Origin of the sequence: Psychrobacter sp. Arc9 (assembly GCF_041431295.1) — a bacterium.
In the GTDB taxonomy this organism is placed as follows: Bacteria; Pseudomonadota; Gammaproteobacteria; order Pseudomonadales; family Moraxellaceae; genus Psychrobacter.
This window is the reverse complement of record NZ_JASMRK010000017.1, coordinates 23,602-42,850: the sequence shown is the minus strand read 5'-3', so window position 1 is coordinate 42,850 and position 19,249 is coordinate 23,602. Positions and strand designations below refer to the sequence as shown.

17 protein-coding genes are annotated in these 19,249 nt (G+C 42.2%); 6 read left to right on the top strand and 11 right to left on the bottom strand.

Annotated elements, in window-relative coordinates; translation table 11 throughout:
* Window positions 1-79 precede the first annotated feature (79 nt).
* Entirely contained in the window at window positions 80-1,231 is a 1,152-nt protein-coding gene (locus tag QO187_RS09835; RefSeq protein WP_371548213.1) for a Re/Si-specific NAD(P)(+) transhydrogenase subunit alpha, read from the bottom strand.
* A gap of 497 nt (window positions 1,232-1,728) precedes the next feature.
* Here QO187_RS09835 and yaaA point away from each other — a divergent pair, with 497 nt between their 5' ends.
* Window positions 1,729-2,535, top strand: a complete 807-nt coding sequence (yaaA, locus tag QO187_RS09830) for a peroxide stress protein YaaA (protein ID WP_371548211.1) — start codon at window positions 1,729-1,731, stop codon at window positions 2,533-2,535.
* Between the two features lie 93 nt (window positions 2,536-2,628).
* On the opposite strand, the gene QO187_RS09825 is transcribed toward yaaA, so the two are convergent.
* From QO187_RS09825 to QO187_RS09810, 4 genes are all read right to left on the bottom strand, one after another.
* Window positions 2,629-4,242, bottom strand: a complete 1,614-nt coding sequence (locus tag QO187_RS09825; protein WP_371548209.1) for a hypothetical protein — start codon at window positions 4,240-4,242, stop codon at window positions 2,629-2,631.
* A 492-nt stretch (window positions 4,243-4,734) separates the two neighbouring features.
* Entirely contained in the window at window positions 4,735-5,361 is a 627-nt protein-coding gene (locus QO187_RS09820; RefSeq protein ID WP_371548222.1) for a glutathione S-transferase family protein, read from the bottom strand.
* Window positions 5,362-5,427: 66 nt separating this feature from the next.
* Window positions 5,428-6,606 (bottom strand): aromatic amino acid transaminase, encoded by a 1,179-nt coding sequence (locus QO187_RS09815; protein WP_201549337.1) that lies wholly within the window; start codon window positions 6,604-6,606, stop codon window positions 5,428-5,430.
* Window positions 6,607-6,624: 18 nt separating this feature from the next.
* Entirely contained in the window at window positions 6,625-7,542 is a 918-nt protein-coding gene (locus QO187_RS09810) for a DMT family transporter (RefSeq protein WP_371548207.1), read from the bottom strand.
* Between the two features lie 147 nt (window positions 7,543-7,689).
* On the opposite strand from QO187_RS09810, the gene QO187_RS09805 reads away from it, so the two are divergent.
* A complete protein-coding gene (locus QO187_RS09805) occupies window positions 7,690-8,145 on the top strand; it encodes an Lrp/AsnC family transcriptional regulator (protein ID WP_371548205.1) in 456 nt (151 codons plus the stop codon).
* Window positions 8,146-8,386: 241 nt separating this feature from the next.
* On the opposite strand, the gene QO187_RS09800 is transcribed toward QO187_RS09805, so the two are convergent.
* The 3 genes from QO187_RS09800 to groES form a co-directional block, all read right to left on the bottom strand.
* Window positions 8,387-8,764 (bottom strand): hypothetical protein, encoded by a 378-nt coding sequence (locus tag QO187_RS09800; protein ID WP_201549335.1) that lies wholly within the window; start codon window positions 8,762-8,764, stop codon window positions 8,387-8,389.
* A gap of 399 nt (window positions 8,765-9,163) precedes the next feature.
* Window positions 9,164-10,813 (bottom strand): chaperonin GroEL, encoded by a 1,650-nt coding sequence (groL, locus tag QO187_RS09795; RefSeq protein ID WP_371548203.1) that lies wholly within the window; start codon window positions 10,811-10,813, stop codon window positions 9,164-9,166.
* A 123-nt stretch (window positions 10,814-10,936) separates the two neighbouring features.
* The gene (gene groES / locus QO187_RS09790; RefSeq protein WP_057758860.1) at window positions 10,937-11,227 is read right to left on the bottom strand and encodes a co-chaperone GroES; all 291 of its coding nucleotides are present in this window, start codon (window positions 11,225-11,227) and stop codon (window positions 10,937-10,939) included.
* Window positions 11,228-11,705: 478 nt separating this feature from the next.
* On the opposite strand from groES, the gene QO187_RS09785 reads away from it, so the two are divergent.
* Window positions 11,706-12,485 (top strand): DUF3108 domain-containing protein, encoded by a 780-nt coding sequence (locus QO187_RS09785; protein WP_296207610.1) that lies wholly within the window; start codon window positions 11,706-11,708, stop codon window positions 12,483-12,485.
* Between the two features lie 110 nt (window positions 12,486-12,595).
* Here QO187_RS09785 and QO187_RS09780 read toward each other — a convergent pair whose 3' ends face one another.
* Entirely contained in the window at window positions 12,596-13,045 is a 450-nt protein-coding gene (locus tag QO187_RS09780) for a hypothetical protein (RefSeq protein WP_371548201.1), read from the bottom strand.
* Window positions 13,046-13,171: 126 nt separating this feature from the next.
* Window positions 13,172-13,789: an NAD(P)H:quinone oxidoreductase gene (wrbA, locus tag QO187_RS09775; protein ID WP_160022606.1), complete on the bottom strand. Its 618-nt coding sequence runs from the start codon at window positions 13,787-13,789 to the stop codon at window positions 13,172-13,174.
* Between the two features lie 256 nt (window positions 13,790-14,045).
* Here wrbA and QO187_RS09770 point away from each other — a divergent pair, with 256 nt between their 5' ends.
* The 3 genes from QO187_RS09770 to QO187_RS09760 all read left to right on the top strand — a co-directional run bounded on the left by QO187_RS09770 (window position 14,046) and on the right by QO187_RS09760 (window position 18,667).
* Window positions 14,046-15,629 (top strand): YihY/virulence factor BrkB family protein, encoded by a 1,584-nt coding sequence (locus QO187_RS09770; protein ID WP_371548198.1) that lies wholly within the window; start codon window positions 14,046-14,048, stop codon window positions 15,627-15,629.
* Window positions 15,622-17,238: a DUF2254 domain-containing protein gene (locus QO187_RS09765; protein WP_371548196.1), complete on the top strand. Its 1,617-nt coding sequence runs from the start codon at window positions 15,622-15,624 to the stop codon at window positions 17,236-17,238. Before QO187_RS09770 ends, QO187_RS09765 begins: the two co-directional genes overlap by 8 nt.
* Window positions 17,239-17,392: 154 nt before the next feature.
* Window positions 17,393-18,667, top strand: coding sequence for a cation:proton antiporter (locus tag QO187_RS09760; RefSeq protein ID WP_371548195.1), 1,275 nt, complete (start codon window positions 17,393-17,395; stop codon window positions 18,665-18,667).
* A gap of 78 nt (window positions 18,668-18,745) precedes the next feature.
* Here the strand turns inward: QO187_RS09760 and QO187_RS09755 are convergent, their stop codons facing one another.
* Window positions 18,746-19,231 (bottom strand): DUF2127 domain-containing protein, encoded by a 486-nt coding sequence (locus QO187_RS09755; RefSeq protein ID WP_371548220.1) that lies wholly within the window; start codon window positions 19,229-19,231, stop codon window positions 18,746-18,748.
* Window positions 19,232-19,249 lie beyond the last annotated feature (18 nt).

Genomic DNA, 19,249 nt, shown 5'->3' with positions numbered 1-19,249 from the left:
AATCATCTAATCCTCCTAAAAATTTATTCATTACTGGCAAATGTGTAGTGACGAAATATGTGGTAATAGACTGTTCAAACTAGCGTTTGGCCAGTCGTACCTGACTGTCATGTGTCACTGCCAGTGCGCCCTGAATCTCGTCTTCCATGTCTAAGTTAAGTGCCAAGCTAGCCGATGCATCATCGCCAGTAGGTGCAATCAATGTCGTAATAAAGTTAACAAGGTTATTGGCATACAAATCTGACGACTGTGCGGCGAGCATAGATGGGATATTGGCGGCACCAACGATACGTACGCCGTTGTCTGTGGTGATGGTTTCGTTAGGCACGCTGCCTTCGACATTACCACCGGTACCAGCCGCCATATCGATCAGTACAGAACCTGCCTTCATTTTGGCAAGCGTTGCGCCATGTACCAAACGCGGTGCGTTACGACCAGGAATCTGCGCCGTGGTAATAACGATGTCAGCATTACTGAGCGCTTTATCTACGACAGCTGCTTGATCTTTGACATATTGCTCTGATGGCGTCCATGCATAACCACCGGTAGACTTAGCTGTTTCAGCCTCCTCTGCGCTCATCGGCACATCAAGCCATTTACCACCGAGTGATTCCACTTGCTCACGAGCCGTCGGACGTAGGTCACTGGCTTCTACCACTGCACCCAAACGCTTTGCTGTCGCAATTGCCTGTAGACCTGCAACACCAACACCTAGGATAACGACTTTGGCTGGCTTAACCGTACCTGCTGAAGTCATAAACATCGGGAAAGGACGTGAATACTCATTGGCCGCGAGCAATACGGCTTTGTAACCAGCAAGGTTGGCTTGTGATGACAATACATCCATATTCTGTGCGCGTGACAGGGTGCGAGGCAATAACTCCATCGCAAATACTGTCGCGCCTTTGGCTGCATAAGTATCAAGCTGAGTGTTGCGATACGGGTCGAGCATGCCAATGACGATCTGACCAGACGATAAGCTTTCAGTGGCTTCCGCTGGTAGGTCATTGACGGTGGTAATAATATTAGACTGGGTAATCACCTCGGTGCTGCTACTAGCAATGTCGGCGCCCGCAGCCTGATACAACTCATCAGCATAGTATGCTGCTTGGCCTGCACCTGACTGAATGACGACTTCGAACCCAAGTTTACGCAATTTTTTGACTGCGTCTGGGGTTATGGCTACACGGCTCTCGCTCGTGATATCTGCACTGATTACACCGATTTTCATACCGTCTCCTTACTTACGTCCAATGACTATATTTACGTCTCACGACTACCTTTAATACCCTCAACGCACATCTAAAAAGCACAGGGGACAAAACCCATTGATCATGATTAATCCATTACAGCGACCGAAGGTTATCAATTTAATAAATGATAGCTACTTTACCATCATGCCTTTTTATTATAGAGATATCGTTCGTCAAATTTCATTGTCTAATGATGACCCACAAGTAAAATAAAAATTTAGGTATTTAGGCCATTGGCATACTTTTTGTTGGTATATTAAAGCCTTTTATTTTTCTAAAAAATGCTTATCCCTTATAAGGAAAGGGCTACCTCCATTTACTTCCTAATTCTAAATCTGTTATTTTATTAAAAATATAACGTCAATAAACATAAAATAAGCAAGGCTAAGTCAAGTTCCACCCATGCATACCGTATAATAAGAATACTTGACACTCGAAAAAACCCGTCATCGATTCATTATAATAAGGAATAACCATGTATTTTTTGCTCTCCCCTGCAAAATCCCTGAACGAAACAGACGCTATACCATTAAATTTAGGCAACTACTATAGTCAGCCCGAGCTAATCGAACGCTCACAAGAACTGATGAAAGTACTGAAGTCAAAAGAGCCCGTTGACCTACAAGAGCTAATGAGTATATCTGACGATCTGGCTCAGCTTAATGCCACGCGCAATCAACAATGGCATTGGAGCGAAGAGCAACCATTCACTGATAATACTGATGCGGCAAAACCTGCAGGCTATTTGTTCGATGGCGATGTCTATACTGGACTTGATATGTATCATATGGACAAAGATACTGCTACTTATGTTAATGAGCACTTAGGTATTTTGTCTGGGCTGTATGGAGTACTCAAGCCACTCGATCTTATCCAGCCATATCGCTTAGAGATGGGTACCAAGCTGAAAAATGAGCGCGGTGGCAATCTTTATGAGTTTTGGGGCGAGGAAGTGACTAACGTTATCAATGCGCGTATGGCTGACAGCGATGACAAAACATTGGTTAATTTAGCTTCCAATGAATACTTTAAAGCGGTAAAGAAAAAAGCACTGAAGGCAGATATCATTACGCCACGATTTGAAGACGAGAAAAATGGTCAATATAAAGTGATTAGCTTTTATGCCAAAAAAGCACGTGGACTAATGGTGAAATATGCAGCAGATAACAAGCTGACCAATGCTGAGCAGCTAAAGCAGTTTGATTTGGCAGGATATTACTACTGTGAAGACGCGTCTGATGATAAGACGTGGACGTTTAGACGAAATGCGGCGGATCAGTAGCTTGATATAATACGAGTCAAAATTATAAAAACCCATCATAAGTCGAAACTTATGATGGGTTTTTTATTCTCCAACCACTAAATGTTTTAGTGCCTATACTCTAAAGCGCAACTTATCCCTTGAAACATCAAGTACCACTGTTTCATTATAAACATTATAGGTATGGAGACGATCAATGTCAGTCTCCCAATTCGGTTCAATATAACGTACAAAGGTTTCTTTATAAGAATTCGGTGTTAACTCTTCTACTAGGTATATAGCGACCCTACGCCCGTATCTAAGAGTGCCATCCTGAGCAGTACGAAAGAGCTGACCGTTTTTTCGGAATAATGCGCCTGCTAATCGCGATCCACGCACGTCAATTTTTAGAGGCGCCGAGGGATGAATGGTCCAGTTATCTGCTTGCAGCTTGTCAGACGTATAAATATGCAACTCTAAATCTATTGTCATATTTGAAACTGAACCGTGAGTTGTGAAAAGATACCATAATCCATTATGCTCAATCACGGCGCTATCCACGGCCTGAACGTCTGAAACTAACTCATGAACTTTTTCCCACTTACACGGAAAGTCTGTCGCTTTTAATAAGCTAATACAATTGGTTTTTGCAGCCTCTGGAATCATATAGACAGCATCTTCATACTCGAATACATTGGGAAAGCTTAAGTGCGTGCTAATACCCAAATCAGCTTGTCCTGAACCAATCACTTGATGGCTTTCATTCAGCTCTATCCATTCTATTCGACCAATATTCTCTTTGTAGTTCAAGCTTTCAAAAAATATGTAACGTCTTGAGTCGTGTTCAATATAAAAAGGATCGGCCCAAAAACATCCCTTTTCAGGCAGTATCTCCGTATATGTTTGTATCGGCTGATCAATAGAACCAATAAAAATACTCCAGTTGTTTAGATAAAGTCTTTTATAAAATCTTTTTATCATGTAGTTTTTGAGAAAATTCTGTAAATGTCGTATGGCCGTTAACTGTGTAGGCGTTTTATAAAGTGTGCGATCGTTAATTAAATTAATAGAATCTCCACTTTCGACGCCAATTTTATTTTTACGGAAGTACCAATACAGTATTGATGCTGCAACTCCTTTTAACTTATCCTCAGTCAAATTATAGTCCCAGTAAAACAAACTGCCATAACCTCTACCTACCACTTTGTGTACATCATGGTCCTTACTCACTAGTTGCAGCGTCACGACACTATTTTCCCATTGTTCAGCAAATTGCCAATACAACGCAGGCCCGCCTCGCTGTATTCTTTCATCACCATAATGAAGTAAGAGAATGCCATGCTTCGTAATGCCTAGCGCTTTCCCTATTAAGGTTTGGAAATCCATACTCAGTAGGTAATCTAAATCTGTTGCCTGCAGTCTCTTAATCACTGAGTCTTCAATTTCATCATTGGATTTATCTTGTCTTGGTATTGATGTAACGACAGGCATTTTGCCATTGGGAACTAAATCATGAATAGAATAACGCTTGGTAGTCTTTTTAGCGTGCGAAAGAATAGAAAATAACTTTTGATTGATAGACGGTATAATCTTGGATATATGGGAGGGATTAGATTGGTATTCTGCACTTCGTTGGATAGCAATACAAACCTCAACTATACCTTCATCTACTAGAGACTTTAATGGCATAAATTTGTGCCATGCTAATGTTTCATCTTCTACAAATATTCCAAGCCTAATTTTTTTCATCGTTATCACATTAAATGGCACACGATATTTTGCGATTTCTGACCCGCAACATGTGTCCAAACTCCTTTTAAGTAAAGTGTCATTCCATTATATATTCAAATAATAGCATATATAGTAGTACATGTTAAAAGAGACTCACCATTAAAATTAGACACAAAAAAGTCCTGCTATCTTTCGATAACAGAACTTCTAATAGCCAAATAGACTTTATGATAAAATCATACTTTTAGCGAAACGCGATTTATCGAGAAAGGTGAGAAAACGGTCAATATCAAGTGAAGTACTGAGCAGCTAAAGCAGTTTAATTTGGTGGGATATTATTATTGTAAAGCAGCCTCTGATGACAAGACATAGACGTTTAGACGAGATGCGGCGCTTCAGTGGCTCGATATAAAACTATATTTACTACAATCGCTAGAAGTCACTAGAAGCATTGCATTCAGTGCTTCTAGCTCACTCATCACATATCTTTTATTTGAACATATGAACAGATTACAACAACCCTTCTTGTGCCATCATTTCTTGTATCGAGGCACGGTTTAGCATGGCTTGATAGTGTGCGTTTAGGTGTGTCCAATCCTGTGCTCGACTCGCATATCGCTGACTCCAGTGAGCAATCATAAATAAATGAAAATCAGCTCCACTTAATTTATCGCCTAACACCCATGGACCATTACTAGCTAACTCCTTTTCAACAATATCCCAGCAGTGGGTTAGCACATCATTCGCTTTATCTTTCACTTGCTGCAAATTGTGCTTACCACTGATGTAATGCTCGGGATGTGCCCAGCGATTAGCGGCTTCTTGTAGTGTAGAAGACATCCAAAACAAATACTGGTAATAGACACCGCGTCTTGGGCATCCTATATCAGGTGCTAGCCTAGACTTAGGATGCTGATCTAGTACATACATTAAAATTGCCGCAGACTCATAAATAACCTGCCCCTGATGCACTAGCGTAGGTACTTTACCGTTTGGGTTGACGGCTAGATATTCAGCTGATTTTTGCATGTTTTTAGACAGGTCTATTTCTATCATCTCATAAGAGGCGCCTAGCTCCTCAAAGACAGCATGAGTGGCCATGTTAGCGCCACCCTTATCCCAATATAAAGTATAAATAGTCGTGTCCTTTTTGCTGTGCGATTAATGGATAAAACCATTGCACTGAGCTACAAAAATTAATCTTTAACGTGAAATAATCGACATGATAGCGTCAGCCAGTTGAGGGATTTCCGTCATTTTCAAACCGGCAATATTGATTCTACCATTTGGCATGCCATAGATAGCGAACTCATCTTGCAACATGAGCATTTGATTTTCTGTTAGCGGTAATAAAGAGAACATGCCTTTTTGATGTGAGATGTCCGAAAACTCTGCAGGTGCACTCCTATCTTTTAATGCTACGCCTAACGCTTGGCGAATAGCATCTACCCTATCACGGTAGCTTGCCAGCTCGACTAGCCAAGCATCTGGGCTGTCTAGCAAATAAGAAGCCACTGCGGCACCGTGATTAGGCGGCATAGAGTAGTTGGCTCGTGTAATGGTTTCTAAAAGTGTCTGTATATCTGCGTGACGCTCATGGTTCGTCGTCATCACCGTGGCAATACCAGTGCGCTCATTATATAGACCCATATTTTTTGAACAGCTGGCGGCGATAAATGCAAAGTCAGCGTCTTCAATCATTAAACGAAGTCCTGCAGCATCGGTATCAGGATCATCTCCAAAGCCTTGATATGCCATATCAATAAACGGCACAATATTTTTCTGTTTACACTTATCAGAAAACAATTGCCACTGCTCTAAAGAAGGGTCTATACCGGTAGGATTGTGGCAGCACGCATGTAATAACAACACGTCTCCTTCTTTTGCTTTTTCTAACGCAGCAAAACACGCATCAATATCTAACTGGCCATTTTTATTTTGCCATGGATAAGTATTAACCGTTAACCCAGCACCTTCCATCAGCGGACGATGATTGATATAGCCTGGGTCACTGATCCAAACGGTTGAATCTGGAGAGAGCGTGGCGATAAAGTCAGCAATGAGTCGTAGCGCCCCTGATGCCCCAACCGTCTGAATCGTGCACTGGTCTTTTAGACTTAGACTGTCACCCAGTACAAACTTTGCCATTTGCTGGTTAAAACTAGCGTTACCCGATAACATACCATAAGCCTTCGAATGAGCTTCATGAGCAAGATGTATCTCTGCATCTTGCACTGTTTTCATTACAGGCGTATTGCCATGCTCGTCTCGGTAAACACCAACCAATAGATCTATTTTATGTTTACGTTGGTCAGCACGAAACCTACCTAACAATGCCCACAGTGGATCACCATTGATGATAGGCATATTGTTTAACATCATGATACTTCCTTAATTAGTTTATTGCGCTCGATTGGACAAAATGACGCCAATGGTACTGAGTACGATGCCGCATATCATGATAACTGATAGAGACTCATTAAGTATCAGCGTGGCTAGTATAGCGGTTAATCCTGGGGATAAAGAGCCAAGTAATAAGGTACGAATGGAGCCCAATTGTTTTACTGCATAAGAAAACGCAATGGTTGATACTACCCCTACACCAAGTCCTTGTACTAGGATAAACGGAAGCGCTTCATCAAAAGATACAGAACCTATATTGGTCTCTACGATACCAGACAGAACCATCATCAATGTCAGAAAGAATGAGGTATAAGAGAGCACGATAGCGATAGCAATTGGACTCAACTTGGTGCTTTTTAACCCTAAGGTATAACCCGCCCAAATCAGGCTTGCCATCAATAATAACCCCACACCGTACAGAAGACTATTAGGTATTGACTGTGTACGCCCGCCAATCATAGTAGCGATACCAAAGAGAATAAGGATTAATGCGGCAAATTTTCTTAATGATATTCGCTGACGATAAAAAATAAAAGACAATATTGCGGCAAAGAAGACTGGCGTACCTGTCAAAATAGTACCAACGTAAGCTGCTGGCACTGTACTTGCGCCAAAAGCAGCTAACAGAAGAAAAGGCACGCCACCAAGTAAAACGAACATGATATCTGGCAGTCTTATACTTTTGACTTCATGCCAACTAGAGAGTACCCAAGGAGTCAACAAGACCAGCGGCACGCTAAAGCGAATAAGCATGACATCCGCAATAGTTAGCGACGATGCACCAACCGCTCGTACAGTCAACGCAAATCCTGACCAAATCAATAATACAACGCTCATCGCCACATAGCCTTTGGTTAGTGGCGACATTACAAACAAAGGATTTTTGCGCGATGAGGGATGGAATATCGTATTCATAGTCGTGTCTTATGCAGCTATACAAAGACCAATTATCGATTAAAATACGCGCTTTTATCTCTATTTATTCATTGCAATTTTGCAAATATTTGGTGGATAATGCTAACTAAATCAAAATTATTGGCTTAAAAATCCAAAAGGTAAATTATGGATAAAATTGATCGCCATATCTTGGAAGTACTCCAAAAAGAAGCGCGCTTATCTACGGCGGAACTGTCCGAACGCGTAGGGCTATCACCTTCTCCCTGTGCGCGACGCCTCAAACGTTTGGAGGACGAAGGTTATATAGAGAACTATCAAGCGAACATCAATAAAGCCAAAGCGGGCATTATGATGAGTTTCTTTGTGGAGGTCAGTCTCAACAGCCACCAAGAAGAATCTATCGCAGCTTTCGAACGCGCTCTGTCCAATATGGACGAGGTCATTAACGGACATGTGGTATCGGGTTCTTATGATTATTTATTGGAAGTGGTTAGCCCCAATCTCGATGGTTATGAGCGCTTCACACGTAAGTTAAATAAACTTGCTAGCGTAAAAGACATACATACTCATTTATCAGAGAGAAAGGTAATTAAGAAAACGACTCTACCTATTTTTGTGTGAGATTCTTTTATACCGTCTAGCAGCACAATGTCTCACTTAATCATTATTGAGTAGCAAGACCAAAGAAGTGTTTGAAAGTACGATATGAACGTTGAGACGAGATATGACAGATCAATAGAGGATTTAATGAGCATCAACTATAAAGCCCTAATATGAAAATATTATTAGGGCTTTATTTTAGAGGCGTAAGTAAGTCGTTCATAGTAGATAGCTTATTAACAATAGATTTGTATTTACTGTATTACAGGGAAATCTCAACTTCTATCTTGATGGGTCGTTTTAAATGGATAGTGACTTTTATATTAATAGAAGCCGCTTCTGGTGGCTCATTGTCTAAAGCGCCGTCAACGATATGAGCGATTTTCATTGCTTCTACCTCTTTAAGCTCAAAGCCATTTGCTTTGGCACCTCTCATAACTTTTTCATAAATCTCTTTTTCGCTTGTGTAGCGCTCTTTATTGTTAAATACTAACTGCATGGTCATTGGTCGCTCAGCTTGAGACAAACTGATTGCTTTTTGAGAGGTTTGCACACTATTTTGAAATTTATACTCTGCTGAACTGGGCGCAGAAAACAGCGCTAATGCGGTTAATGCCGTCAGCGTGGTTAAGATTTTCATAGTTATATTCCTTTTGATTTGAATGATGACACATTATAAAAGGCGTATAGCGAATATATTCGCTACTATGACTATATACGAATAACTCATCAATAGGAAATCTTACTCAATATTGCTATCGCTACGACTGGTCAATGATAATGCAAGTGTCTCAGCGTTTTTGGCCTAACATAAGCTAAATATCATGCATATTCTTGTATCCCCCATAAAAAAAGCCCTGCTATCTTTTGATAACAGAGCTTTTAATAGTCAAATAGACTGTATGACGAAATTATACTTTTAGCGAAAAGCGATTTATGGGTTGACTGAAGCAGTACGACTAGGCAACCGAGTAAGGATTGTACTTATAGTACATCGAACGAGGTTAACAACATCGTACAAATTCAGTCGAGGCATAAATTACATCATGCCGCCCATTCCACCCATACCGCCCATTCCACCAGCGCCGCCCATCGCAGCCATACCATCATCACCTTGTGGCAAATCAGTAATCATCGCTTCTGTGGTCAGCATGAGACCAGCAACAGACGCTGCATTCTCTAGTGCTGAACGAGATACTTTCGCTGGATCAAGGATACCCATCTCAAGCATATCACCGTATTCACCAGAGGCAGCATTGTAGCCGTAGTTACCAGTGCCATTTTTTACTGCATTTACGACAACTGATGCTTCTTCGCCAGCGTTGGTGACGATTTGACGTAATGGTGCTTCCATCGCACGGCGTAGGATATTGACACCAGCATCTTGGTCATCGTTGTCGCCTTTTAGCTCAGATAGTGCATTCATCGCACGAACTAACGCAACACCACCGCCAGGTACAACGCCTTCTTCAACCGCTGCACGAGTTGCATGTAGCGCATCGTCAACACGGTCTTTCTTCTCTTTCATTTCTGTTTCAGTCGCTGCGCCAACTTTGATTACTGCTACGCCGCCTGCTAGTTTCGCAACGCGTTCTTGTAGCTTTTCTTTGTCATAGTCAGAAGTAGATTCAGCGATCTGACGATTAATAGACTCAACACGGTTTTCGATGTCAGCTTTGTTACCAGCGCCATCAACGATAACCGTGTTTTCTTTACCGACAGTGACTTTCTTAGCAGTACCAAGTTGCTCTAGAGTAGCAGTCTCTAAGCTTAGGCCAATCTCTTCAGAGATCACAGTACCGCCCGTTAGCGTTGCGATGTCTTCTAACATTGCTTTACGACGATCGCCGAAACCTGGTGCTTTAACGGCACAAGTTTTCAAGCCGCCACGCATGTTGTTTACAACTAGTGTCGCTAGTGCTTCGTTTTCTACATCTTCAGCGATGATTAGCAACGGCTTACTCTGCTGCATTACTTGCTCAAGTAATGGCACGATTTCACGGATGTTGCTGATTTTTTTGTCAACTAGCAAGATATATGGGTTTTCAAATTCAGCAGTTAGGCTGTCTTGCTTGTTAGCAAAGTATGGGCTGATATAACCACGATCAAACTGCATACCTTCTACAACTTCTAGGGTATCTTCGAAGCTTGAACCTTCTTCAACAGTGATAACGCCTTGCTTGCCTACTTTTTCCATCGCTTGCGAGATCAGCTCACCGATTTTGGTGTCTGAGTTTGCAGAAATAGAACCAACTTGAGCAATTGCTTTGTGATCGTCAGCTGGCGTTGATAGTCTATGGATTTCTTTAACCGCTTCACGTACCGCTTTGTCGATACCGCGCTTAAGATCCATTGGGTTCATGCCAGCAGCAACTGACTTCATGCCTTCTTGTAGGATTGACTGAGCCAATACCGTTGCAGTGGTTGTACCATCACCAGCGACATCATTAGTGCGACTAGCCACTTCACGTACCAACTGTGCACCCATGTTTTCAAATTTGTTTTCTAGCTCGATTTCTTTGGCAACTGAAACACCATCTTTAGTGATGGTAGGTGCGCCAAATGATTTGTCGATAACAACGTTACGACCTTTAGGGCCTAGTGTTACACGTACTGCATTTGCTAGAACGTTTACGCCGTCCATCATTTGTTTACGGGCATCAATGCCGAATTTTACGTCTTTTGCCATGTTAAATTACTCCACTATTATAAGTATGAGAATACAATTGATTGATTTGATAGTTGCTTATCAAAAGCGATTATCAGAAACTGCTATCAAAATGTGCTGAGTATAAAATAATACTCAAAAGGACTAGCCTTCTAGCACACCCAATACATCAGACTCTTTCATAATCAATAGTTCTTCACCGTCAACCTTTACGGTTTGACCAGCATATTGACCGAACAAAACTTTGTCGCCAGCTTTTACATCTAACGCACGAGTTTCACCATTGTCACGAACTTGACCATTACCAACTGCAAGCACTTCACCTTGTGAAGGTTTCTCTTGTGCTGAACCAGGAAGCAAGATACCACCAGCAGTCTTTGTTTCTTCTTCTATGCGGCGGACGACAATACGGTCATGTAAAGGACGAATGTTCATCGATATGACTCCAAAAGTTGGTTAATAAAATTAAGGGTTTATTTGAATTAATGGTCTCAAAACCAGTATCTATAGGGAACACTGCCAAAAACAACGCTTTATAGATAAGCCTTGAGCTTGTAACAAAAAGTGGGGGCAAGGTGAGTTCGGTTCAAGTGTAAAGCCCAAAAATTTACAAGATTATTTTGCAAAAATTCATCAATCAACAGCTCGTATCGATGCATCACGTTTAATAGAGTCAGTATGCTAGTTAGACAAAGGACAAGAAGTAGGAATATTTAAAGATATTGACGAGCTGAATTTATATTTTGACCAATACCAAATTAACTATAGAAACATTTGCTACACGCACTACACGAAGCGGTATGACATCACGCTTGAAAATGTAACAGCGTATGACCATTATAGGTCTGGTAAACATAATAAGAACGAACGATAAAAGTTGCTATATTGGCAATAAATTAATGAAGGGGTATCTATGAGTTTTTCATCAATGCACAAGAAATCATCAAGCGACAATGTTGATAATGCTAATAACGCAAAACGCAGTCCATCTAAATTTTTATCTGCCTTAGTAACAGGCATCAGTATCTCTACTGTTGGAGCTTTGAGTATGACCGCACCTACCCTTGCCAGCGCAAAAACTGTTCAACCATCGACTGCCGATTATAGTTTTACCGTTGAGGACAAGTACAAAGGCACAGCAACTCGTACGTTAAGCAAATCTGGTAATACGTGGAAATATAACGTTAAGGCTCGCGTCGCTGGTGTGGCGAGTGCCTCGCAAAACAGCACTTTTACGCTTAATGGCAACAACGTTAGCCCCACACAGGCGAGCACCACTTACAAACTACTTGGCATGGGTCGCACGCATAAACTAGACTTCAACCCAAGCAGCAAAAAAGTCACTAGTAACTATAAGGGCAAGTCGACGACTATGAACATGTCGCAACAAGCCTTTGATGATTTGAGCCTTGAGGTACAGATTCGTCAGGATTTATTAAACGGTAAATTCTCTGGTAACTACTACATGGCAAAAAAAGACAAAATCGAGAAGACGCCATTTAAAAAATCAGGCAGTACTAAGATTACCGTACCAGCGGGTACCTTTGATACAGTACGTGTTGACCGCGTCCACGATGACGATAGCCGCTCTACTAGCTTTTGGTTAGCCCCAAGCTTGGACTATATGCCAGTTAAAGTTAGCCAAATTAACGATGGTAAGAAAATGGATTTAGAATTAACTAAGATTAACTAATCTACTTATCTTGAAAGTTATAAACAGAAAAGCGGCGCCCCAGATGGGGCGCCGCTTTTTTATGGTTTTAGATTGATAGGTATAATTTATTAGGCTTCAGGTAAGTTCAATTATTGACGAGGTTTCTTCACAACGTTGTTCATCGAAGGCAAACGTTTGAGCAAAATAAATAGCCAAACATTAATAGCAAGTAGTAGTAGGAAATCCGCTAAGTATACGGCGATTTCTGCCCAGCTACTGCCATATATACGAGTAAACAGCACCACGCCACTTGCACCCAAATATACTAAGGTAAACATACTGCTTATCAACAACGCATAAGGGGAACGACCGCGCAATATCCATGGCGTCAAAATCAACGCTGGCACTAGCCATAACGCCTGCCAAGCAATACCGCCAACGATATCAGGGCTGCTAGGGTTGAATACGTTAATAAAAATAGGCAGTCCAAGCAATCTATAAACGAGCCAAATTAACCACGTAATCTTCAAGCGCTGTGCAATAGGTGCGATAGGCTTAACCGTTTTAAGAGGCTTTGTATTAGAGCGGGTTGTGGCCATTAGATATTTTGATTTCCTAAATGAATAATATAATGCTTAACATTAATAAGTAGTTCTTTGTTATACGCAAGCAATCATAGACTTTGAGACTCAGACGCTTCTAGACCGCAGGTTTATAAAAGTTACTTATCGGTTCCAATTAGCCTGTGCTAATGCAGCCGCAGTAATCGCTAAACGGCGTCCCTGCGCAATACCCAAATCTCGCTCATCAGCAGATACTGGCTGATCATGCGATGCTCCGCTGACATGACTGGCACCATAAGGCGTGCCACCGCGATGAGTGCGGTTCAATGCTGGCTCTGCATAAGGCACCCCTACGATGACCATACCATGGTGCATCAACGGCAACATCATCGTCAACAATGTTGTTTCTTGGCCACCATGCATGGAACCTGTCGCCGTAAACACTGAGGCTGGTTTGTTTTGTAGGTTCCCTGCCAGCCATAAAGTCACGGTATTATCCCAAAAATATTTCATGGGTGCGGCCATATTACCAAAATGCGTTGGGCTACCAAGCGCTAGACCGCTACAGTCTTTTAGATCGTCCATCGTACAGTACAAGTCGCCTTCATCAGGTATCGCAGGCTTGCTTGACGTGGTTTCAGGTGCCACTGTCGGTACCGTACGGATACGCGCAGTCATGCCAGCATCTTCAATACCTTGAGCGATAGCATATGCTAATGTCTTAGTCGTACCGTAATTAGAATAATAAAGCACCAAAACATAAGGGTCGGTCTGACTCATTAGCAAAGCTTCCTTATAAAAACGTCAGTCGTACTGGCCACCAAAAATGCGGCGAAATATACGACTAACTGGCATTGTAGAATATGTGCACATTATGCCCGAGTCATTCACTGTCATGCAAATAACCATGATTGATAACCTGACTTATATTGTATCTGATGTGCTACGCGGTGCATTTTGACACAATTAAACCGCAGATGATAACCGTTCATCTTTGTTACACTATTGTCACTCTTACTTTTGCTTAATGGTCGACATGGAAAAATTATCTCAAAAACTCCCGTTTTTACAACAGCGCTGGTTTCAGTTTTTACGGTTTTTGACTCGGCATTTTTTTGAAGATAATTGCCAGCAAAAGGCAGCTTCACTGACATACACTACTATGCTGTCGATCGTGCCTGTATTGACGGTATTACTGATGATTTTGTCATCCGTACCAGCACTCGCATCGGTTAGAGCGCAGATTTATGACGTCATCTATAGCAATCTGTTACCGCAATCGAGCATGCAAGTTAGTGAGTATATTAATAGCTTCGCCGAAAAGTCATCCAATCTAACCATCATCGGTGCCATGATTTTATTCTTTACGACTATCATGACCTTGACCACTATTGAGCGCGCGTTTAACCAGATTTGGCGAGTAGAAGACCGCTCGGGTGGTATCAAAAGCATGCTGCGCTATTGGACTATCGTTACTTTGGGACCTTTGGTATTGGGTACCGCTTTTATCGCTTCCAGTACTGTACAGAGTCTGAGCTTTCTCAATCGTCAAATTGCAGGCTACGGTATCGACTGGAGCTTTTGGGTACAAATGGCATCGATTGGTATTACGATGGCGGGCTTTATCGGTATGTACTGGTTTATTCCAAAGGCGCGCGTACCGGCAAAAAATGCAGCCATCGCTGGCGTGTTTGTGGCCATTGTCTTTGAATTAATGAAGCATCTGTTTGGTACAGTAATGGCTAACTTTACCAGCTACGAAGCGATTTACGGTGCCTTTGCTGCACTGCCTATCTTTCTACTATGGATTTATCTGTCGTGGAATTTGATTTTATTAGGCGTTGAAATCAGTTATACCTTGACGATTTTTGAGACAGAAGAAGTCTACCCTCGTCACCCGTTACTCAGCTTGTTAGACATGTTGAATTTGGTTTATACCCACCACTTAAAAGGTGAAGCTGTTAGCGAGCAAGCACTGCGTAATGTCTTAGGTCGCAAAGAGCTGCCAAAATGGTATACCTATATCAACTACCTACAAGACAGCAATCTGATTACCATGACAGATGATGAAGACTATGTACTCAAAAGAGACCTGAGTAGGATGACGTTATGGGACTTTTATCGTACCTTGCCCTACCCACTTCCTATCAAGGACGAGTTGGATGAGATGAAATTGGAAGGTCAAAAACCTTGGCTGAGTTTATTGGTAAAACGTTTTGAGAATACTGAAGCGTATGCCAAACAGCAACTGCATCTGCCGCTAAATGCTATCTTTGCCAATAGCGAACCTCGTAAACAATCTACTAGCAAGCATGGCGATGACCGTAAACTATTTAGAAAAACCTCTGCCGCCACTGAAAACGTACAACGACATGATAATCTAAATAGACATGGTGAGAGTGCTTACAACGGTAATGATCCACATCTAGAAGCATCACCGCACCTAGAGCCTATGGCTTATGACAAAGACAGTGATATTGAATATGATGATCACGACAATGAAGCCATCATACCTCTAGGGACTAGTGAGAGTCATGCTAAGACAGATATGACAAGACGTACGCATAAAAACGCTATTATTACAGAAGCAGATAACCCTAAGGCTCAACACAGTGAATAAAAATGATGGAGACAGCATCTGGACACGTACGATCAATGCAGGTCAAAACAGGCTCAAGCAGTTCACTAAGTTGTGGTCAATACAAACGCTGACCGACTTGCCTGATCGCTTAAATAATTTGTGGCAGTGGCTGATTGGCTCCTATTGGTTTATCCCAACCGTTTGTGTCATCGTGGGTATTTTGCTTGCTCCTTTACTAGTCGCGATTGATCAGCATTTTGATCGTGAAACGGTAAAAGAGATCTCCTTTGCCTTTACTGGTGATGACGAAGCGGCGCGCGCGATTATGACAGCCATCGCTGGTGCGGTACTGGGCGTGGCGGGTACGACGTTTTCGATTACAATCGCCGTCCTGTCGATGGCATCCTCACAGTTTGGTCCAAGACTGCTACGTAACTTTTTGACCGACACACCAAATCAGTTTGTCCTTGGCGCTTTTATCGGTACATTTAGCTATAGCTTACTGGTACTAAAGTCTATCCATAAGTCTGACGTGGCTTTTGGTGTGCCGCAATTGGCAGTGACCTTTGCCATTATCATGGCGATTATCTGTGCGCTGCTCTTGGTTTATTTTGTACAGCATATGGTGCATGCTATTCAGGCGTCACACGTCATTCAAAATGCTAGCAACGATGCAATTGCAAACATTTACTATTGGTATAACGATCGATGTGATATTCAACATCAACGCGATGCTGAGCACCATGATATCGAGCAGTTCCAAAACTGGCCTGCTATGCCGATTTATTCACCAAATTCAGGTTATCTACAGCAGATTTATCTTGAATCATTGATTGCGCTGTCACAGGATTATGGTGGCGTGGTACAAATGCATGTCAACCTCGGTAATTACGTCACTGACAAAAACGTCATTGGTTACTTTTATCAGCGGCCTGCATCTCATCCAAATAATCGCCAAAGGACAGCGACCCCGCATCTGGCAGTAATTCCGAGATCGCCCGATGGACTGTTTTGGCAACGTCTTGCAGGTTGCCTACGACTTGAGCAACGATTGGCGCACTCTAACGACATTGCCTATAGCTTAGGTCAAATGACGGAAATTGCTGTACGCGCACTGTCCCCTGGTATCAATGATCCAAAGACTGCGGTCAATTGCGTTCAATCTCTAACCAGCTGTCTGAGTATCATGATGCGTCGTCAGCCACCAAGCCCTTATCATTTTCACATACCGCAATCAGACACTAACGATAGCTCTGAAACTACTATCAAACAGAAGCGACTGGCCATATTGGCACTAGTCACTCATATACCCAAAATTTCTGACTTTATCAATGTGTCACTCGGTGAGATACGTCGTTATGCAGCTGCTGACCTAATGGTCTTAAAAGCATTATGTCAGGCAATGGTCAATTTGAACTATGCACGGGTAAACAGCGCACAGCAGCAAACGCTATTACATGAATTGCATCTGATTCAGCGCGCTGGTGAAGAGAATTTAAATTATCAAGAATTGGTTGATGATTTGGTCGCTATGTGCGAACAAGCCAAGCAGTTTATTCTTGATAACGATGCGCAGCACAAGCATTTTAATTACGTGAGTGATTTTGAAGCCGATATTCGTCAAGCGTTACAGACACAGTCTAGTTAATGTTATGACCAATTAGCTGTTTAAATAAATAGCAATATCAGCCTTTATAAACACATTACTTATAATCACAATACCTATAGCTAGCAACACTTATAACGATCCTAGAAGCCCTGCGCTTTAGATATTTTTTATATTCATATGAGACCTACTTTTTATGGCATCTGCAACCAGCCTCACCATACTAGAAATCAGCGCCATATTTTTATCGATTACCGCTTCATTAACTTATATCAATCACCGTTTTATTGGTTTGCCGACCACTATCGGTGTCATGGTCATCTCTATCTTATTGTCAATCGGCGCGATATTTTTGGGCTTCTTAGGGTTTGATCAGCTGATTGATTACGAAGTCAGTTTATTGGAGCAGCTTGATTTTACCGAAGTACTCTTAGACGGTATGCTGTCGATGTTGCTATTTGCAGGCGCATTACACGTCAATATTGGTGATTTAAGACGTTACAAGTTACCTATCGGCATCCTTGCCGGACTTGGTACGATCATATCGGCGCTACTCATTGCGACCGCGATTTATTTTATGCTGCCGTTGTTTGGTTTTGGCCTACCGTTTCTCTGGTGCCTGTTGTTTGGGGCACTTATCTCCCCTACCGATCCTATTGCCGTCATGGGTATTTTGTCGTCAGCAGGCGCTCCAAAGAGCATCGAGACCGTCATCGCTGGCGAGTCATTGTTCAACGATGGTATCGGCGTGGTTATCTTCGTTTTATTGCTAGGGATTTTATCTAGCGGTGATATTCCTACTGCCAACTACGTCGCACATACTTTGGCGGTTGAAGCTGGTGGCGGCGTTATATTCGGACTGGTGCTTGGTGCGATTTTGTATTACTTGCTCAAGAGCATTGATAGCTATCAAGAAGAGGTGCTATTAACATTAGCAGGTGTCATTGGTGGCTACGCGCTGGCCAGTCATTGGCATTTATCAGGGCCACTTGCCATGGTTATGATGGGTCTGATGGTTGGTAATCGTGGTCGCGAGCTAGCCATGAGTGACAAGACACGGCACTATATTGATTTGTTTTGGGAATTGATTGATGAGATTTTAAACGCCATTTTGTTTGTGCTCATCGGTCTAGAAGTGGTGATGATTGCTTATTCAGGCAATTTATTTATTGCTAGTGGTTTGACCATTTTGATTGCGCTCGTTGCCCGGTTTATCGTGGTAGGCATGACGACCAAGACCTTTCACCGTCAGCTTGATTTGCCTACGGGCGCATGGAAAGTCCTAACGTGGGGTGGTTTACGCGGAGGTATCTCAGTCGCGTTAGTATTACAGCTACCTATCGGAGCTGAACGAGAGATTCTATTGGCACTCACTTATGCAGTGGTTATTTTCTCTATCTTGGTACAAGGCCTGAGCGTTGGAAAAGTCGCTAAAAGCATTCGTAAAGATGAAAAAACAGTAGACGTATAAACGAAAAATATAGCAGGCACAAAAAATCCAGTATCAGATACTTGTCTTATGCTGGATTTTTTGACTTAAATTTAAACGCTATATCAAGCCCTTTCGTTTCATATTACGATAAACCACAATAATAATGAGCAGATTAGAAACCAATATCCCAAGCTTAAACCAGTCAAACGGGCTAACGATCAGATAGTAAATTTCTATAGGAATAAATACCCCGTAGCCTAATACCCCAAACCAATACGCCCATGTTTTGTCGTGCCATAAGCCATAGGCTTCGAGGAAGCGCAAACTGGCATAAGCGAATATCAATAATAAAAACATCGGCCAGTTTTTACTTGCCTGCTGAGCAATACGTACGGCACTGTCAATTTGCGGGGCAAGCATATGGCCGAAACTGTGCTGCCAAGTAACGGTTGCGGTCGTCAGCCAATGCTCAAGATTGGTATGCCACCACCATAATGCCCCTGCTCCTAGTAACGCACCAACACCTTTGACTACCTCATAAATGGCCACCGCTTTGATAGACTCACTCGCCGTACTGCGCGATTTTTCTTGCTGACCATTCATAGTAACCCCTTTATCCTT

Excerpts from the sequence above, each read along its gene's own strand:
- QO187_RS09835 (WP_371548213.1), bottom strand. The coding sequence starts at position 1,231 with ATGAAAATCGGTGTAATCAGTGCAGATATCACGAGCGAGAGCCGTGTA.
- yaaA (WP_371548211.1), top strand. The coding sequence starts at position 1,729 with ATGTATTTTTTGCTCTCCCCTGCAAAATCCCTGAACGAAACAGACGCT.
- QO187_RS09825 (WP_371548209.1), bottom strand. The coding sequence starts at position 4,242 with ATGAAAAAAATTAGGCTTGGAATATTTGTAGAAGATGAAACATTAGCA.
- QO187_RS09815 (WP_201549337.1), bottom strand. The coding sequence starts at position 6,606 with ATGATGTTAAACAATATGCCTATCATCAATGGTGATCCACTGTGGGCA.
- QO187_RS09810 (WP_371548207.1), bottom strand. The coding sequence starts at position 7,542 with ATGAATACGATATTCCATCCCTCATCGCGCAAAAATCCTTTGTTTGTA.
- QO187_RS09805 (WP_371548205.1), top strand. The coding sequence starts at position 7,690 with ATGGATAAAATTGATCGCCATATCTTGGAAGTACTCCAAAAAGAAGCG.
- QO187_RS09800 (WP_201549335.1), bottom strand. The coding sequence starts at position 8,764 with ATGAAAATCTTAACCACGCTGACGGCATTAACCGCATTAGCGCTGTTT.
- groL (WP_371548203.1), bottom strand. The coding sequence starts at position 10,813 with ATGGCAAAAGACGTAAAATTCGGCATTGATGCCCGTAAACAAATGATG.
- groES (WP_057758860.1), bottom strand. The coding sequence starts at position 11,227 with ATGAACATTCGTCCTTTACATGACCGTATTGTCGTCCGCCGCATAGAA.
- QO187_RS09785 (WP_296207610.1), top strand. The coding sequence starts at position 11,706 with ATGAGTTTTTCATCAATGCACAAGAAATCATCAAGCGACAATGTTGAT.
- QO187_RS09780 (WP_371548201.1), bottom strand. The coding sequence starts at position 13,045 with ATGGCCACAACCCGCTCTAATACAAAGCCTCTTAAAACGGTTAAGCCT.
- wrbA (WP_160022606.1), bottom strand. The coding sequence starts at position 13,789 with ATGAGTCAGACCGACCCTTATGTTTTGGTGCTTTATTATTCTAATTAC.
- QO187_RS09770 (WP_371548198.1), top strand. The coding sequence starts at position 14,046 with ATGGAAAAATTATCTCAAAAACTCCCGTTTTTACAACAGCGCTGGTTT.
- QO187_RS09760 (WP_371548195.1), top strand. The coding sequence starts at position 17,393 with ATGGCATCTGCAACCAGCCTCACCATACTAGAAATCAGCGCCATATTT.
- QO187_RS09755 (WP_371548220.1), bottom strand. The coding sequence starts at position 19,231 with ATGAATGGTCAGCAAGAAAAATCGCGCAGTACGGCGAGTGAGTCTATC.